This window comes from Ktedonobacter sp. SOSP1-52 (genome assembly GCF_016587395.1).
On record NZ_BNJH01000001.1, the window covers coordinates 1 to 17,809 of the forward strand.

Consider the following 17,809-nt stretch of genomic DNA (forward strand, 5'->3'; position numbering starts at 1 on the left):
CCAATCCCTCGAAGAGGTCATAGAGTTCGGCAAGTTTAGGCTCGGCAAATACATCGTCTGGCATTATGGTGACTCTCCTTATCTACACGACAGTTCATACGTTTCCTTTATTTAAAAGAGGGACGACTGGTGACAAACGGCGAGCAGCCTCGGCTTTGGCAAGGTTGCGATCACTGCGTTTATCGTCTTCCATGCCCGCCTCGGCAATGAATGGCGTTCCGTCCGAAAGACGGCCTACCACATTGGGCAGATACTCGTGTGGTTTCCCCTCGAACGCGTAGCCAATGGCGAACGGCGCGTGCTTGGGGATCGGCAGCCGATAGGCTGCGGCAAACTGCGGGCCAATATCGCCACGTGCATAGCTGACCACTAGAGGATGGTACTCAAGCCACAAAAGTAATCGTTCTTCGAGCTGGCTACAGAATGGGAGCTTGACCGGTGCCGCCGCGCTGCTCAGCTTGAAGCTGGGAACCCACTCCGAAATGGAGCGGTTCGCGATTTTGAAGAGATCAATGCCTTCTGTAGCGGGCTCGCCTAATGGCGTCCCTCCTGTACGAGCAAAACCATCACCATCAGCTTGATGATACCCAGGCACAATTTACAGTGCCTGGAGGAAGCATACCAGATGGAGAGCGCTTTTCCCAGGGACAAATGTACAGGTGATCACTCTTCGCGCTGATTGATCACCCGTGACCTCAAAACTTGACCGCTCTTGGCCTTATTTACCACAAGGATAAGACATTTTTCTTTCATTGACACCCCAGAGCGAAGAAGCGTTAGCATATTTCAGAAGTGATGGGCAACGATTCGCGCACATAAAATTCGCTTGCATCCCACACCGGAACAAGCCAACTATTTTGCCAGAGCCGCAGGAACCAGTCGCTTCGTCTGGAACTGGGCGCTTGCAGAATGGGAGCGAGAGTACGCAGCCGGGGAAAAACCAACCGCGCTCAAGCTCAAGAAGCAGTTCAACGCGATCAGGCGCGAACAGTTCCCTTGGACGTGGGAGGTCACGAAGAACGCCTCTGATCAGCCATTTCTGGACCTGGGGAAAGCGTTTACCGCCTTCTTTGAAGGCAAGGCCCGTCGCCCTCGCTTCAAGAGCAAAAAGCGAAGCAAACCAAGCTTTTACCTGGCCAACGATCAACTGGAATTGAAGGACCACCATATCTGGATTCCCAAGCTCGGATGGGTCAATATGGCAGAGAACCTGCGCTTCAAAGGGAAGGTGACAGGCGCACGCATCACGAACATCGCCGATTGGTGGTTCATCAGTATTACCGTCGAAGTCGCCGATCGACTCCCAGACCCAAGAAAAGCAGCCGTAGGGATCGATGTTGGCTTGAATCGACTGGCCACCTTGAGTACCGGGGAGGGATACGAGAACCAAGCCTTCCTCAAAACGGCGCTCAAGAAGCTGCGTCAGGCCAACAAACGACTGCATCGCCGCAGAGCGGGGTCAAAGAACCGCGAGAAAGCGCGCAGACACGTGGCACGTTTGCATTACCAAATTGCGTGCATGCGCGACGATGTGCTTCACAAGCTGACCACCAGACTAGCTAACTGTTATGGAATCATTGGCATTGAAGACCTTCACCTGCACGGGCTCCTCAAGAATCGGCGATTGTCCCGCTCGTTCTCGGATGCCGCGCTTGGGAAACTCTTGAACCTTTTGTTGATTGCCAAATAAAACTGCGGTTTGACAGGCGAATATCTTTTCAACCAAATCTTTACAAACTAGCCAGAGAAGCCAGAAAAGGGGAGTAAGAGACACCGAATTTCTGCCATATAATGCGTATGAGAAGTGAGGAACAATTACCTGCAAATCTTTTTCTACCCTAGATCTTACTTCTGCGGCAAGCTGGAGCGCGGGCGATGCCGCCCATGTCTGAGGTGGATCGAGCGCTATGCGCCGAGAGCGATGGGTAATGCATTGATGAGCACGACCATAGCCCCATCGCTCTCGCTCTTCGAGTCTACCCACCTCAGGCAAGGGTCTAGTCTAGCGGCATCGCTTGTTCCGCGTTCCAGCTTGCATGAGTACGCTGGTCGCGCTACCATGCGTGCCTCAAGCTCAGAGGATGCTTGATGAGCCTACGGCTCGACCTGGACAATTCGGTTCGTTGTCTGTTCCTTGCGGATCGGACGATAATGACCTGTTCGATGTCGTTTATGGAGGTCTGGATCATACAGTATCGGCTCTGGTGGCTCTGCCCCAGGAGACAGATGGCTGAGTATCTCATCATCTTGCTTGAGCAAGGCATAGATGAGGGTAATCAAACGCCCGATGACATGGCCAAGGGCTTTCCCCCTGCCTTTGTAGGTTTGCGTCCTCTCATCATACGTACATAGCCGGGGGACCAGGCGCTTGTACAAACTGGCCCACTCTGTCTCGCTCTTCACTGCATTCCACGCGACCAGATACATCACCTTCTTCATCTCACGAGATCCTCCTTGCGTCAGCCTGGCCCGGTCAAAGGAAGCTCCTGTTTGTGCTCTCTTTGGTGCCCATCCGAAGTATGCCTTGAGGTGACCTGAGTCTTCAAAATTGGCAATATGACCAATCGTTGCGAGGATGGCTGCGGCGTACATCGGGCAAATGGGAGGAATGGAGAGCAGAATTTGTCCTTCTCGAGAATGCTCAACGACCTGGGCAATCTCCATGTCTAGCCGCTCCATGTGTTCTTGAATGAGGCGCATTTCCTTAATGAGCAACTCTTGTTCGAGCAGAAGACCTCGTTGGCGTGCGAGATTCTTGGTCCCGATGCTTTGGGCAGCAAGCTGCTGGAGGAGAATCAGTTGTGCTTCAGAAGGATAATTCTTCTTCCTCACGTCACGTAATGCAACCAGCGTTGCCGTTGCCACAGCGTGTGGCGTGGAAAACTTTTCTCGCAGGTCCAAGGCTGTCGGTAAATTTGGGTTTTTAAAGACCTGAGTGAACTCAGGGAAAAGCTCATCACAGATGGCTGTGAGCTTGTTTTTTCTTTGCGTGGCCTCAATGGCTAACTCATACCGATGGCGCATCAATCCTTTGAGTTGCGCAGCAGCCTCTGAGGGAGGAACGGCGCGTCGGATCGCCTGCAATTTGTTCTCTACCTGGACACCCAATGCCAATTGATTGTACAGGTGATTGGCCAGGCCGAGCGCATCTCGCTTATCAGTTTTGAGCATTCCTCCCTGGCGATTCTGGACATGCATCACGTAGACGGGGATATCCAATTCGAGCAGATATTGTAACAAGGGACGATGATAGTGGCCAGTTTGCTCCATCACGATGAAGCAATGCTCTAAGGGGCAGTAGGAACGAATGCGCTCAACAAGGGCTCGAAAACCCTCTCGTGATTGTTCAAAAACAAAGGCGGGGCAATGCTCGAAGTGCTGATGACGTTCCAGCAGGGTTTTCGAGATGAAGCCTGCGACATGCTTGAATTTTCCGATATCCACCCCAATGTAGATGAACTCTCGTCGAAACATGGGCAAGGCACTCAGATTCGAAGGTACTTTTCTTCTGTTCGCCATGGGATGATCTCTTCCCGCTCGGCTTCCCTACTAGATACACTGGCATGGGAGTGGAGAGGTTAGAACTCGTGGATGTGGCCTGCCCAGTTACATACGAAAAGTTGCACTGGCCTCCATTCAAATGCGTATGAAGGATTTCACGCACATCCCCCAATTATATGGTAAAGGTTTACTCATAAAACTTCTAAGGTTCTGCGAGTTCTTTTCTGAAGAGAGCTAATCCTCAGTACCTCTCCACTCGAGGCACGCTCGGAAATGATTTGAAGATTCAAACTCTGCTCTTCTCAGCTCTCGTATGTAAAATTTCCAGGCAGCATGAAACAATTTTTCTCGACCGAGACCGTCCTCTCGCAAACGAAAACACACGATTTTCTGCCATATAATCTTTCGTGCAGGGCTTTGAAGGCGTAACCGAAGCGATGTCGGGGTGGAGTTAAGGTTGCTACCACCAGCCGCAAAGTAGTTTGTGGCAAGTCAACTTGAACGTCCTCTATTAGCAAGAAGGGAAATAGGGACAAAAATGGTGTGAACCTAAAACAGTGGCTACTGGGCTAGTGAAATAGAGCGGGGCCACGCTGTCGATCGCATAGCCCCACCATTGCTTACTGGTCCTGCAACAGTACCATGACGTTGTTAGAAGCTTCGTTGGCGACGGCGATGTCGTCGAGATCGCCATCTCCCCTGAGATTGCTTGCGGCTATGCCCTCTGGATTCAGCCCCACCTGATAGGGCTGTTGAGGCTGGAACGTGCCAGTGCCATCTTCTTTATTTGGCAGGATCGATATGGTTGGATCCCCACTGTTCGTGACGGCGATGTCGAGCCAGTCATGGTTGGTGAAATGGCCGACCGCTATGCCAACAGGATTTTTTCCTACCTGATAGGTCGTTTGAGGATTAAAGGTGCCGGTGCCATCTCTCTTGTTTAGCAGGACCGAGACGGTGCCCTCCTGCCAGCTCGTGACGGCGATGTCGTCGACCCCACCATGGTTAGTGAAATTGCCGACCGCAGCGTCTCGAGTAAACGTTCCTACCTCCTGATACGTCTGTTGAGGCTGGAAAGTGCCATTCCCATTGTTTAGCAAGACCGAGATCGAGCCACTATTCAACTGGCCACTCCCCTCGTTGGAGACGGCAAGGTCGAGCCAGTCATGGCCGGTAAACTTGCCAACCGCAATATCCCTGGGTTGTTGTCCTACCTGACAGGTCGTTGGTTGAGGCTGGAAGGTGCCATCTCCATTGCCCAGCAGGACCGAGATTGAGTTCTTCCAATAGTTGGCGAAGGCGATATCGAGTTTATTATCGTTGTTGAAATCGCCTGCTACCAATCCGAGGGGAGAGGAGTTGTCTGGAAGGGGGGTGGTGTATTGCACCTGGAAGGTGCTATCTCCATTGCCCTTCAGGTACGAGAGCGAGCAATCATTCCCTTGGTTCCCATTGTTGGCGACGATAAGATCGATGTTGTTACTATGACGGTTAAACCTGCCGGCCACGATACTCAGGGGTTTACCCCAACAGTGATGGTGTCTCGAAGCTGGAAGGTGCCATTTCCAAGGTTTTGCAGGATCGAGATCGTGCCACTATTCGATTCGCCACTGCCTACATTCGTGACGGCAAGGTCGTATCTGTTTCGATTCGAAAAATCGCCAATCACGATGGCGTAGGGAGGCAATGCCAGTTGGTAGGGCACGGGAGGCTTAAGCGATAGGGCTGTGGCAACCCGCTGTTGCTGCTTCTGCTGCTTCATGTGTACAATGTGTGGTACAAACCTCTCTAGGCTTGCTTCATAGGGAGGCGTATCACATGCTCCTTTCTGCACGTTTGTTCAGGTGATAAGACAATGCTCGTGTTGGCCGTTTTTCTCGCAATCCAATTCCCGTGGTTCTTGGGCGACATGGCTCTCAACTTCTCCCGTGGCAATATACCGAGAGGTCAACATTATGTACTTATATCTTGTTGGCCCAATGAATATCTGCATTCGTTTGGCAGCGTTGACTGTCAGTTGCAGGAATTATGGGTTGCGCTGAAAGGTCTCACACATCTCGGGAGAACTTTTTTAGTATAAAGCGATCAAAAAACGCAGCTTACAGGGGTTCCGCTACATAGGCTGTCACAAAGGGCAGAGGAGCAGGCATTATTCACGTAGACAGGTTCTATCCGACTTTTCAGTAAATAGTCTTGATGGGCAAGTACTGAATTGTCAAATGGAAACGGAACAATCGCCATTTTTCCCCAGACAATAGGTTGAATAATTGGCTTTTGAGCTTTCTACAACAATATTCGTTCCAACTGGCCTCTGAGGAACAACGGAACGGAAAAGGGTTCTGACGCAAAGTTAGTGGTAAGCCCGTCAATAACAATCACTTTCAGCCGAGTGGTACCCATCCAACACACCTGTCTCTTCATGATGGTCAAGCAGCACAAAGGACACGTGTGCGAAGCAGATCAAAATTCGCACGTCCATACATGCTTCGTTTGATGAATTTGAGCCGATTGACGTTCCCCTCCACAGAACCCTGGCTCCACTTCAAGCTCAACCCTGCTCTCACTGCCGCTTCATCGCGCTGTAACCCTTTCGCAAAGCTGATTAATTCTTCAATCCCACTGTTTTGAACCTCCTTGAACCACGGCGTCAGTCCTCGATCAGTCTGCTCATGAAGCAAATGAACGAACGCCTGCGCGAGGCGATAGAGGACGGCAAATCTTGTTGCACCCTGACAGAGCTTCTCGAGTTGTGTCAGCTGCTTCTTCTTGAGGCGCTCGACAGGAAGAAGGAAGCACCACCGCAATGGGCCTGGGGCTGGAAGCGTGGCTTTCAGTGGCTTGGGTTGTCTGCTTTGCTTCCTTCCTGTCATCGCTTTCATGCCTGCCTGCTGACGCAATTGCGTGACGTAGTTCGTGACCACTGAACAACAGCCATCATAGCCACGTGTCCGAATTTCTCGATACAGCTGTGAGGAATTATCACATCCCTCTTCCGTAAAACGATGGGTGAGGTAAGGGATATATGGCAGAAGCTTCGTGGGACGAGATTTATACACAGGTGGATGAGGCGGTCCTTGCAGGAGTTGTCTCACCTTCTTGCGGCTCATGCAAAGTTCTGTGGCAATATCACCCTGGTTGTACCCTTGCTGGGAAAGCGAGATGACTCGCTCGTACACGGTCATTCTGCGTTGCTGGCTCATGTGTTTGTCTGCTTCGTGTCGTTGCAGCGGAAGTGAGCGATCAGGTTGCTGCAGGCGTTGAGCTGTCCCACCGAAGATCTGCTCGATGGTCGGATACTCTCGACGCAGGATACGTTCGAGCGTCTCTCCCAAGTTCTGGTAGAGTAGACGGCCAGCGCGTTACTAAACTGAGCACGTTTCCGACCGTCCCTCTCCGAACCGTGCTGACACCTTTCGATGTACACGGCTCTCTAGTTTCCAGTTCGCTGTGGGATGTTTTTGAGCGCATCACGCGCCAACACCCTCTTGGCTCCTGTACTCCCTGCCACGCTTTCCCCTGTGCTGAGCTTTCCTCAGCTCCTTGGTCGGGCGTCACTCCGACGAGTACTATCGTGGCTCCGTTCCCATAGACCTCTCGATCCGTAGGGAATCCCGAATTCCGTTCATGCGATACATACAGCGGGTTGTAGGTGTCCCGTTTGCTGCCTTTATTGAGCTCATTGCTCAACGCCCTTTCCCATCGAAGAGTATCTCGGTCCTCATCAATTACCGAGATAGATGGAGGAATCGCTTCAAGCGCGCTGCGACTGGCGTTCCATTACGCCACTGGCAACTAGGCTTCAAGGAATGCACCTTTCACCATGCCCGCAGGTCTTGCGGCGCATCGAGCTACACGCTTTCGCCCGTCACCGCTTTTCCTGATATGCTGCTTTCCCCTTTGTGTTTCCACGCCAGGTAGATCAGATGACCTCTAGAATCCCTCTTCAATTCTAGGCCGATGTTCGGCGATATCGCACTACGTTAGACGGCGCACAGAAAGGTGAAATCGATCAGCAATCTGGGTAGCAAGAGGTGCCGCTTCTCGGGCTGCCTCGGCATAGGTTCCTCCACGGTCACGACTAATGACATCGACTCCCGGATGGGCCTTGAGCCAGGCTGTAACGGTCGCCTTTTCCCTATCCGGTAACAGATCAACCACCTGCCGTTGTTCAAGGTCGACGAGAATCGTGCCGTAGATTTGGCCTTTACGCAGAGCAAAATCGTCGATTCCAAGCACCTGAGGCGTTGCCCGTTCGGGAACCTCAAGTGCTCGAACAAGCCGCAGGAGCGTATCAGAACTCACAGGCAATCCCATACGTTTTGCCAAGAGTGCACCGGCATTTCCTCCGAGCAGGAGACCAATGGTTTGCAAACGAGAAGCGTAGCGGTTGGTCTTATGAGCATACGCTTTGATCGGATCTCCAAGCCGTTCCGCAAACGTACGTCGGGCACACATCGTATTGGAGCAAACGAAGCGGCGCACGTGTAATTTCAGTTGGACCTGGAAGTCAGCCCAACAGAGATCGGTGACAGTACGTGTGTAATAGCAATGGACCTGCCGCGAGGCAGTCTGACAGACAGGGCAACAAACAACTGGGCTTGTGCTCCTCACCATGAGCATGAGTTGTTGATCATGAACATGAAGCTGAGTCAATTTCAGGCCGGGGCAGGATGGTAACAAAAAATCTAGCTCGATTTGAATAACAAAATCCTCCTCACTTCCTCATCATCATAGAAGGCTACTCTATTTACGCATGAGTGCTGAAGATGTTACCACTAACTTTGCGTCAGAACCCGGAAAAGTACGCTAAGGGCGAAGCGCCGTGCCAAAGAGGCGGTATTATCTGCAAAGGAGGCATGGAGAGCATATTCTTCCTATAGAGCAGCGGTTGAAAAAGAATGGTTCATCGATCTCGCGCAAGCCTGAGAAGTGCTCTCATAGCTTAGCGTGGCTTTCCGTTCCGTTGTTCCTCAGAGGCCTAGAAAGATAATGAAATGGCCTGTAATTCACTAAAGAAATGACATCCTATCTGTGTATGCAGTGTATAGGTTGCGCCTTTGACAGGTATCAACAGAATAACAGCGTTTTGCTGCAACGTTTGCCCTGGTGAAAGTGAAGTGCCTTCAAACATCGACCCGGACTTCGCCGATGTTACCTGACCATTCTCGTCCGCAAGAGTGATATATGCAGCTTCGTCTTCACACAGAGTTGTGCTTCTGTATGTGATCGTATAATTGAAAGTTATAGAACCTGTAGTCTGGTTAACAACGATTGTGTTAAGAGTAGTGTCAAAAGGAGCGTTATAACTATCACAGCCATCTTCAGATGGACAGGCCAGAGGAATATTCTTGATAATGGTTTGATTTGTTGGTGTAGGGGACAGGGTCGGTGTAGGAGGGAATGTGGGAGATGGGGAAGGAGAAAAAGTTGAACCTGGTACAACACTCTGCGTCACAGAAGGGGTGGGTGTGGTTGCCGAACCAGCAAATAATGCAGGGCTGGGAACAAACCAGATAAATACTGACCAGATAATGGCAACGATGGTGCAGAGCGTCGCGATGCCGATGAGCCATGGGTGGGAAAGGCCATTCATAAACTTTTTTATCACAGTGGTATCCTTACCAATCATGCATAATTTACAAAAGCACAACATGAGTGAGTATACTCAATTTTATGTAACAAGACAAGGAATTTGATTTTCATCCTTCTTCATGCTAAATATCATTGAGAAGTCATTCATATCACCCGAGTATGGTTTCCTCGTCTTCAATAGGCCTCTAAGGAACAGTATCCATTAATACTCAGAGGCCCAACTCTCTCAGAAATAGGCACTTTCAAGTTGACTTGCCACAAACTACTTTGCGGCTGGTGGTAGCAACCTTAACTCCACCCCATGTCAGAAGACGGCATTTCTGCCTTATAACTTTTCGTGAGTCAGCGAAAAGGGCCGTTTGTACGATCCTGATGGACAAGAAAACGCTTGGGTTGCTGCAAAGAAAAATTATATGGCAGAGTGCGCCCGTTTTGCATCACAATTTTGTTGATGCCGCGAAAAGTTATGGCATAGATACGGAAATTTATTCTACAGTGACCCAGATTGTCAAGACACCAAAATCATGATTGCTAAGGTGTAATCTCCTTTCTAAAGTCCATTGGTCGTCTACGTTGTTTTGGGCTTCACTTCAGCTTGGTTCCTTCTTTTGTCGCTGTGATCTCTGCTGTCGCCATTGGAGCACAAGTGGATCATTCGCCCATTTTGTATCATAGGTCTCAGATTGGAGACACAAATCCTTCGAGCTCTCAGGAAGGCGATCCCAGATGTGTTGAGGAATCCCACGTACTTGAACTACATCCTCGGTATTTTCTCCAAAATGCAGGTAATGCCAAAAGACGAAGAGCGGATGATCTCCACCTCCGTGGATGAACTCAATCCAGCCCCATGCAATCCTTTTCCCTTGTGCGTTGACAACCCAGACATCTGACCAGTTCTCTAACCAGCCATCGAGATATGCTGTCGCATGCCCTTCAGGGCAAGTATCAGACCAGTCTATTGCTAGATCAACGCTCTGTTCCTCAAAGTACCGCTGAAAATCTTTTAAGAGCTGTCTTTCAACTTCTGCTCGCAGTCGCGGGCCCATTTTGTCAGTATAGCCCAGGCCTTTGTCCATACGCCTCTCTTCTCTCCTTCTGTGCCTTATCCAATCTTCAAGGTCGGCCCCCTCTAAGGTATACTCTCCCTTCTTGACGAACCCGACATGCGAGTTCTGTTGCGAGAGTATTGCTTTGGGCAGGAATCAGCCTGGTTATGACTTCTCCAATAACTTTTTTAACCTGGCAATTCCTTTTAATACCTCGTCCCGGTTTTTCGCGCTCTTTATCCAGCTTGGGAGCCTACTTGCCATTGTTGCGTTTCTGATTTGACCTTCTGCTGAGAACTTGAGACGTTGTTTGGCCGTGATGTATCGCTCTAAAAAACTCAAGTGTTCTTCATTGAAGGCCCAGAGTATTTCCCCACAGCAGGGAGTTTGCAACCACAATGGGAGCCCAAAATACCAATCATATTGACCACGTGCGCCTCGAGCCTTTCCTTCCCAGATCCGGGTATAGCTGCAATGGAGGCAACTTATCTTCCTAGGGCTGAAGCTACGCCTCAAATGCCACGAGCCATCACGACTGGTGTCATCGACAAGAAGCATTTCCTCATCGAGAGAAATTCGCCTGACTTGAGCACGCTTGTGGCACTTGGGGCAGCAGACATCTATGGTTTCAGCAAAGTCCTCAAGCGTCTGTCCCGAGTCTGTAAAGGTAGACATAATACCTGTTCCTCTTTTCAAAAACAACGAAGCAGAATGGTCGTTGTCCTGGTCTCCACAGTATAGCATTGGGACTTGAAGAGATCTTGCGGCCTCTTGACAGGAGCAACACCTCTTCAGAGAACTTCTCATTGGGTTCTTTCAGCAAAGTAGACCTCTGCCGGGGTTCGATAGTTGAGGGCTTGATGAAGCCTGCTCTCGTTGTAAAAGCAGAGATACTCCGTCAGCTCCCGGCGCGCTTCGCGAGGACTGACGTAATCTTTCAAATATACTTCCTCATACTTGAGGGTTCGCCACAAGCGCTCGGTAAACACGTTATCGAGAGCACGACCTTTGCTATCCATGCTGATCCGCACATCATGAGAGAGCAGGAGTTGAGTATATTGTGGGCTGGTAAACTGACTTCCTTGATCGCTATTACAAATCTGTGGCCTGGCGTGTGCCAGCGCGCGTTGCATCGCTCCAAGGACGAAGGTGATCTGCATGGTTTGATCCAATTCCCAAGTCACCACATAACGCGAGTACCAATCCAGGATCGCGACCAAATACATCCAGCCGCCTCGCAAGCGGATGTAGGTGATGTCGATGCCCCAGATATGGTTCGGCGCGCTCGCCGTGATGTTTGTCAACAAATAGGGATAAATCGCCATCTGGTGCTCACGCTTGCTCAGGTTTGGGCCTGGATACAGCGCCGCCAATCCCATTTCTTGCATATACCGAGCGACTGTTTTCTGGTTGATCGCTATAGACTCGCGATGTAACTGGGCGGCGATGCGTCGGTAGCCATAATACGGATGCGCCGTGTAAATCTCGTCGATACGGTGCTTGAGCGCCACTTCTTCCGCTGAAGGGGGAACTGGCTGGTAGTAGAGCCCTGAACGGTTGAGACCTAAGAGCTGAGCCTGGGTGCTGATCGGCAATTCCCCATTGTCCCATTCCACCAGCTTGCGCCGTTCTTCCCTACTTAGACATGCCACGAGATTTTTTTTCCAGCCACGTCATCTGTGTGGTTAAGCGACCAATCTCGGCATATAAAGCCTCTCGTTCTTGCTGCCATTGGGTCTCTTTCTGGGCTAATTCCTGGGCTACCTGGTCGTTGAAAAGGCTGGGCAAACTGGCTAATGCTTGATCTCGCCAGCGATAGAGCATATTACTATGCACCCCGTATTCAGCGGCCAGTTGCCCAACCGTCTTTTCTTCCTTGAGTATCTCCCTGACTACTTTTGCCTTGAACTCCGCACTATACTGCTTCCGATTTTTCTTCTGCATAGCTTTGTTTACACCTTACAAACCAGGTAATTTTTTGTCCGAAATCGTAGGATCATTATATTCTGGCAAACGACACCTTTTGACGAGCAAGGTGCAGCAACGTGGCGGACAGGTCATGAAGGTGGGGCGCTTCTTTCCCTCAAGCAAGACCTGCCATAGTTGTGGGTGGAAATGGGAAAGCATGAAGTTGTCTGATCGCCTCTTTCTTTGTCAAAACCCCACCTGTGCCTATTATCAGTTTCCACAAGATCGTGATCACAACGCTGGCCTCAACATTCTGGCGGAAGCCCTTCGCTTGATCGGGCTCATTGATCAAGTCGTCAGCGGTATTGGCTCAGACGATCTGCGCCATGTCACGTGGCAATCTATCACTGATACAGTCAGTATATGAAACTCAGAGGAGGTTTCTAAGGTCAACCAACTTACCTGGCGTCGAAAGACAAAGGGAACAAGAGCATGTTGGTAACGCCGTAACTTTCTGAGACACAACAGAGAGAAGCGCGGCAAGACCTGCATCCTATGGTAAGAGCTATACTGCCCGAAGTTTAATCCCAATTGGGTCTGGGAGCCGACCTATCGGAAAGCGTCTGTAACCGATACCATTCACTGCATCTGTTTTCTTCGTCGATAGATGCACCTCTGGAAATGGCAGAGCTGCCAACGGGGCACGCTCAAGGGATGAGTGAACTACCTAAGGGATGCTCGACACGTAGATTGTCAACGGAACGTGGGATTGTCTAAGGATCGAGAGGTCTATGATAACGGAGCCGCCATAGTAGTCTGAGACGGTAACGCCGATCACATGGCGGTGCGCCTTGAGAGGCGCAAGAGACGTTCTCGCTGGAGAGCGGGACAACTGGAGTAATGTTGTTAACCCGGCACCTCACCTGGACCCGAAAGGGCGAGGGAACAATAGCATGGTGCAAAAAGGCCGGTGAAGCCTGAATCCCACAGGCCAGAGGTCGGTCAGGAAGGGTGTATATGGTCAAGGCTGATTGCCTCAACCCTAGTTATGGTGGTTCACTGAGTCGGCTCACAGGCGAAAAAGGGATCGATGCCTGTGTCTGGTGCTGTACAGAGATTCGCCGTGTCTGTACAGAACTCCCACCAGAGCTAACCCACAGGGAGTGGGAAACGACGTAACGGGGGCCTACGTACACACCGCGTTTCTTGCGTAACCAGGGGATCACCTACGTCCCGCGAGGGATAGGGTGACGGAGTTGCCGCAGTACTCAAAAGCTCATCGTAATGGATGAGACACGGGGAAGGGCAACAGAGAGTCCATTCTAGTTACAGGAGGTTGACCTGGATGGGTCAAACGATCTCAGAGCGACTGGAATACCTACGTAAAGCTAACAGGAACAGACAATGGATCAATGATGATCTCTATCGGCTACTGTACAAGGCGGACTTGTACATCCTGGCCTACGAGCGCATCAAATCGAAACCTGGAAACATGACCCCAGGAACCGATGGGGAAACGCTCGATGGTTTCTCAATGGAAGCCATTCAAACCATCATTGAAGAAATGCGAACTGAGCAGTTTCGTTTCAAGCCAGTACGGACAACCTTCATCCCGAAGGCCAACGGCAAGATGAGGAAGCTCGGCATTCCTTGTGTGAGGGATAAAGTGGTTCAGGAGGCTATGCGCCTCATTCTAGAAGCCATCTATGACAGTCCTTACGGTTCCTACTTCCGTGAAACGAGTCATGGATTCAGACCTAACTACAGTTGCCACACAGTATTACGCGAATTTCGAGGGAAATGGTCAGCAGTCAATTGGCTCATCGAGGGAGACATCCATGCCTGCTTTGATGAGGGGCGTCCGTTCGGGTGCCAGATGACCAGGCTGTGAACAGCCTACGGACAGGATGAAGCTGCCCGTTCCTAACCTCTCCCGCCCTGTCGATCTCACTCGGCAGGGGGCGCAGATGACGAAGCAGATAAGCGCTGTGCGTACCGGTTAGCCCGGAGAGGGACATGCGGCGCATGTGCGGGAAGTCGTCGTACCAAGAGGCATGTGCTGCGAGGAGAACTGACTACGGTAAGCAGGTCGAATCTGCGAAGGATAGAGCCACTAAAATAGCACACCCGGCTCAGGACGACTGAAGGGCCGATGAGATCAGACGAACAGGCTACTTGTTGGTCGTAGCTGTTCCCTCGCTCTGCGAGTGCTGTAGAGGCTTCATCATCACCAAAGCAGGAATGATCTCAGCGTAGCAAAGGCTACGCATGTGGTTGTCCTACCTACAGTCAGTGGGTAAAGTGATCTGGCGCTACCGGAGAACCATATGCCGCTCACTCCTTCAAAGGTTTTTTTTTTTTGAAGGATAGGTGGTGAGGACACCGAAGAGGACATATGGGGCGGAACCGCCGTAGTACTCTGAGCGCGGGAGAGCCGCGAACACGGGGAAGGGCGGTAGCGTTGACAGTGTTTTAGTACCAAAAGACGAGGGAACTAGACCCTTGAACAACGTCAAACAGGAACAAACACACCTTGCGAAACTTGCTGCAAGCGATCCAGACAAACGCTTTCGCAGACTCTATCGACTCATCTGTCAACCGGAATGGCTCATGAAAGCTCTCGATGCCATCCGTGCCAACAAAGGCTTTAACACCCCAGGCCCGGACGGAATACGAGGGGAAGATCTCGACCGGAACCAGATTGAGCAACTCGCTGAGAAATTACGCAATGGAACGTATCAACCGACTCCAGTGAGGCGAATATACATCCCCAAGCGTACCGGGAAGTTGCGTCCTCTCGGACTCCCCTCGGCTGAAGATAAAGTCGTGCAGAGCGCTATTAAGCTCGTTCTCGAACCCATTTACGAATGTGTCTTCCGAGACTGTTCTCATGGGTTCCGACCAGAGCGAAGTTGCCAGACGGCTCTTCGTGCCTACCTGCGAAGTGGGACCCCGACCTGGACGATCGAAGGGGATCTGAAAAGCTACTTCGACACGATGGATCATGGAGTCCTCCTGACCTTCCTTCGCAAGAAGATCGCCGACGAACGTCTTCTCGATCTCATCCACAAATTTTTGAAAGCAGGATACCTGGAAAACTGGCATTGGCACGAAACGTGGAGTGGAGCCCCTCAAGGTTCAGTGCTCTCACCATTGCTGTCCAATGTGATGCTCCACGAATTCGACCAGTATATGGAAGAAACGTGGGGAGCCAATCGACCCTCAGAGCGAGGACATGCCGCCAAAAATCCTGCCTACAACCGGGTGAATCTGAAGATTAACCGCCTCAGTCATCGCATCGCACGAGAGACCGATCAAGAAAAACGAGCAACGATGCTTCGACAACTTCACTGCCTGCAAGAGGAGCGGAAACGAACCCCTAGCAGGAAGCCAGCCAAGCGGCTGACGTTCATTCGGTATGCCGATGACTGGGTAATTTTGCTGTATGAGCACTCCAAAGACGAAGCCAGAGCCGTGAAAGCACAGATTGCCGAGTGGCTCAAGACCACGCTCAAGCTCACGTTAAGCCCAGAGAAAACGCTGATTACTCACTGGACGGACAGGGTGAGCTTTCTGGGTTTTGAACTGCGAGGGATCAAATCTCATGACAATGGAGCCAGACGTGCCCCCAGACTCATCATTCCTCATGACACTGAGGAACGAGTCAAGCACACAGTCGCGAAACTGACCCGTCAAAACTTCATCGACCCAGGGGATATGATCGACTCCGTCAACCTTGTCTTGAAGGGGTGGATGAACTACTATTGCTACGCCACCAATCCCCATCGTGTCATTGCCAGAGTTCTGCACCACGCCTTCTGGTGCCTCGTTCGCTATCTGAACAAGCGAAAGAAGCAACGAGGAGCAAAGAAAGTGATGCGGCACTACTACGGGACGGTCAAAGGCAAGAAAACGCTGGTCTACACCTCGCCGCTCACAGGACGACAAATCTCGCTGGTTCGCTCAACCGGTCGGAAATCGCTCTACAAGCTCAAATGCGATCAGGTTGATGTGGACACACGAAAGCATCCTTGGATGAACTACTCAGCCTCGGTTGGTCGAAGTCCCTGGCAACGAGCGGAAATCAAAGCGGACCAACAAGGACGGTGTGCTCAATGCAGAGCAACCATCACAGAAGTTCACCATCGAAGTGCCCTCAGCAAGAAAGTCAATGCGAGTCAGTCTGGATATGCAGCAACCAAAGTGGGATTGTGCCACACCTGTCATCTGGCACGAACTCATCAACAGCAACAAAGTAAGAGTCAACAGGGAAAGCTGAGTACTCCGAAAGGGGTCCGCTCAGTTTGAGGGAGCACGGTGGAGAAACCTACTCATGAAAGTGGGCCAGGCGCTCCACCTTGACTCCACCTAAGTCATGCAGTCTTAGTGAAGACACTCCGCAAAAAAATCCGCGATGAACGATTCTTGAATCTCATCTGGAAGTTGCTCAACGCCGGATACATGGACCTACATGGAAGGAAAAAGGAGAGCCTGATCGGTTCCCCTCAAGGCGGCATTCTCAGCCCGATTCTAGCGAACGCCTACCTTCACGAACTCGACGAGTTTGTTGAAGAACTTCGAGCAAAGCATGAAAAGGGCAAAAGAAAGGAACGCAACATCACCTACCAGCGACTCTCCTGGCAAAAGAGCCGCATGGTCAAACGCGGAGAAACCAAGACAAAGGAGTTTCAATGCATCAGCCAACAGATGCGAAGGCTCCCCACCCTCCAGGTAGATGATCCCGGTTTCATCAGGATCAAATACCTGAGATATGCAGATGACTGGATCGTCGGAATATGGGGAAGCCATGCGCTCGCTGAACAGGTAAAACAGGAAATCAAAACTTTCCTGAGTAACTCCCTTCAGCTTACCCTCAGTGAGGAAAAAACGCACATCACCCACGCCCGAACCGAAGAAGCCCTCTTCTTGGGAACAAGGCTGAAATTGGGAGCAGGGGCAGAAGCCAAACTGACCCTGACCACTAATAGATGGGGGAAGAAGTTTAAACGTCGCTCTACCGGATGGGAGACCGTCATGAAAGCTCCCCTGCCCAAGCTGCTCAAGCGATTAAGCGACCGAGGCTTCTGCACGAAAGAAGGGAAACCCATTGCAAAATCAGGTTGGGCCTATCTGGATACGGATCAGATCATCCTTCTGTGCAGCAGCGTGAATCGCGGCATTCAGAACTACTATCGATTCGTGGATAACTGGGCCCAACTGCAACGAATCCAATATATTCTGCAATACTCACTGTCCATGACCTTGGGGCGAAAGTTCAAAATCTCGACGCCCAAAGTCTTCAAACGCTTTGGGAAAGCCCTCACCCACGTCATCAAAGACAAAGAGGGAAAAGAGAAAAAGAAGGTCTCCTTTTATCTCAATCACGATTGGGCCAAGAACAGGGATGCTTTTCAAAACAGAAAGCGTGCCGATATTGACCTCATCCAATCAGAGATGCACATGAGATCACGCTCAAATATCGCAAAACCGTGCTGTATCTGTGGTGACACGCTGGACAAAGCGCAGATTGAAATGCACCATGTCCGGCATATTCGGAAGCTCTCCGACAAGCGGCAAGCAACAGGCTTCAACCGCGTCCTGCGGATGCTCAACCGAAAACAGATCCCGGTCTGTAAGACATGCCATAAAAAAATCCATCGAGGAAAGTACGATAGCCTTAAACTGTCGGACATGGCATATCTCCCAACCTGAGAAGCGAGCAAGGGGACTCTTGGAGAGCCGGATGCGTCGAAACGGCGCAC

Annotated in this window: 14 protein-coding genes and 2 pseudogenes; 6 read left to right on the plus strand and 10 right to left on the minus strand. The window is 51.0% G+C overall.

Annotation, left to right across the window (positions count from 1 at the left end):
• Positions 1-94: 94 nt before the first annotated feature.
• Positions 95-595 (minus strand): hypothetical protein, encoded by a 501-nt coding sequence (locus tag JMJ16_RS00005; RefSeq protein WP_201377304.1) that lies wholly within the window; start codon positions 593-595, stop codon positions 95-97.
• A gap of 210 nt (positions 596-805) precedes the next feature.
• Between JMJ16_RS00005 and JMJ16_RS00010 the strand changes: the two are divergent.
• Positions 806-1,675, plus strand: a pseudogene (locus JMJ16_RS00010) (RNA-guided endonuclease InsQ/TnpB family protein); the annotation flags it as partial.
• A gap of 419 nt (positions 1,676-2,094) precedes the next feature.
• Here JMJ16_RS00010 and JMJ16_RS00015 read toward each other — a convergent pair.
• The 9 genes from JMJ16_RS00015 to JMJ16_RS00055 form a co-directional block, all read right to left on the minus strand.
• A complete protein-coding gene (locus JMJ16_RS00015; protein ID WP_201377307.1) occupies positions 2,095-3,519 on the minus strand; it encodes an IS110 family transposase in 1,425 nt (474 codons plus the stop codon).
• Between the two features lie 602 nt (positions 3,520-4,121).
• Complete coding sequence (locus JMJ16_RS00020; RefSeq protein ID WP_201377310.1) at positions 4,122-5,009, minus strand: VCBS repeat-containing protein; 888 nt, start codon at positions 5,007-5,009, stop codon at positions 4,122-4,124.
• Between the two features lie 5 nt (positions 5,010-5,014).
• Positions 5,015-5,263 (minus strand): hypothetical protein, encoded by a 249-nt coding sequence (locus tag JMJ16_RS00025; protein WP_201377312.1) that lies wholly within the window; start codon positions 5,261-5,263, stop codon positions 5,015-5,017.
• Between the two features lie 664 nt (positions 5,264-5,927).
• Positions 5,928-6,701: a transposase gene (locus JMJ16_RS00030; RefSeq protein WP_374228971.1), complete on the minus strand. Its 774-nt coding sequence runs from the start codon at positions 6,699-6,701 to the stop codon at positions 5,928-5,930.
• A 775-nt stretch (positions 6,702-7,476) separates the two neighbouring features.
• Positions 7,477-8,181: an ISL3 family transposase gene (locus JMJ16_RS00035; protein ID WP_201377326.1), complete on the minus strand. Its 705-nt coding sequence runs from the start codon at positions 8,179-8,181 to the stop codon at positions 7,477-7,479.
• Positions 8,182-8,479: 298 nt separating this feature from the next.
• Positions 8,480-9,109 (minus strand): hypothetical protein, encoded by a 630-nt coding sequence (locus tag JMJ16_RS00040; RefSeq protein WP_201377328.1) that lies wholly within the window; start codon positions 9,107-9,109, stop codon positions 8,480-8,482.
• Between the two features lie 574 nt (positions 9,110-9,683).
• On the minus strand, positions 9,684-10,169 hold the full coding sequence (locus JMJ16_RS00045) for a hypothetical protein (protein ID WP_201377331.1): 486 nt from the start codon (positions 10,167-10,169) through the stop codon (positions 9,684-9,686).
• Between the two features lie 135 nt (positions 10,170-10,304).
• Positions 10,305-10,814, minus strand: a complete 510-nt coding sequence (locus tag JMJ16_RS00050; RefSeq protein ID WP_201377334.1) for a hypothetical protein — start codon at positions 10,812-10,814, stop codon at positions 10,305-10,307.
• A 128-nt stretch (positions 10,815-10,942) separates the two neighbouring features.
• Positions 10,943-12,083 (minus strand): IS3 family transposase gene (locus tag JMJ16_RS00055; RefSeq protein ID WP_374228902.1). Its coding sequence is split into 2 segments (ribosomal slippage): positions 10,943-11,794 and positions 11,796-12,083, totalling 1,140 coding nucleotides; the frame shifts between segments, so codons are not numbered across the junction.
• A gap of 73 nt (positions 12,084-12,156) precedes the next feature.
• Here JMJ16_RS00055 and JMJ16_RS00065 point away from each other — a divergent pair.
• The 5 genes and pseudogenes from JMJ16_RS00065 to JMJ16_RS00085 all read left to right on the plus strand — a co-directional run.
• Positions 12,157-12,474: pseudogene (locus JMJ16_RS00065) on the plus strand (zinc ribbon domain-containing protein); the annotation flags it as partial.
• A 590-nt stretch (positions 12,475-13,064) separates the two neighbouring features.
• On the plus strand, positions 13,065-13,226 hold the full coding sequence (locus JMJ16_RS00070) for a hypothetical protein (RefSeq protein ID WP_201377344.1): 162 nt from the start codon (positions 13,065-13,067) through the stop codon (positions 13,224-13,226).
• Positions 13,227-13,392: 166 nt separating this feature from the next.
• Complete coding sequence (locus JMJ16_RS00075; protein WP_201377347.1) at positions 13,393-13,938, plus strand: reverse transcriptase domain-containing protein; 546 nt, start codon at positions 13,393-13,395, stop codon at positions 13,936-13,938.
• Between the two features lie 611 nt (positions 13,939-14,549).
• The gene (ltrA, locus tag JMJ16_RS00080; RefSeq protein ID WP_201377350.1) at positions 14,550-16,355 is read left to right on the plus strand and encodes a group II intron reverse transcriptase/maturase; all 1,806 of its coding nucleotides are present in this window, start codon (positions 14,550-14,552) and stop codon (positions 16,353-16,355) included.
• Positions 16,356-16,433: 78 nt separating this feature from the next.
• Complete coding sequence (locus JMJ16_RS00085) at positions 16,434-17,759, plus strand: group II intron reverse transcriptase/maturase (RefSeq protein ID WP_236601076.1); 1,326 nt, start codon at positions 16,434-16,436, stop codon at positions 17,757-17,759.
• Positions 17,760-17,809: the final 50 nt, after the last annotated feature.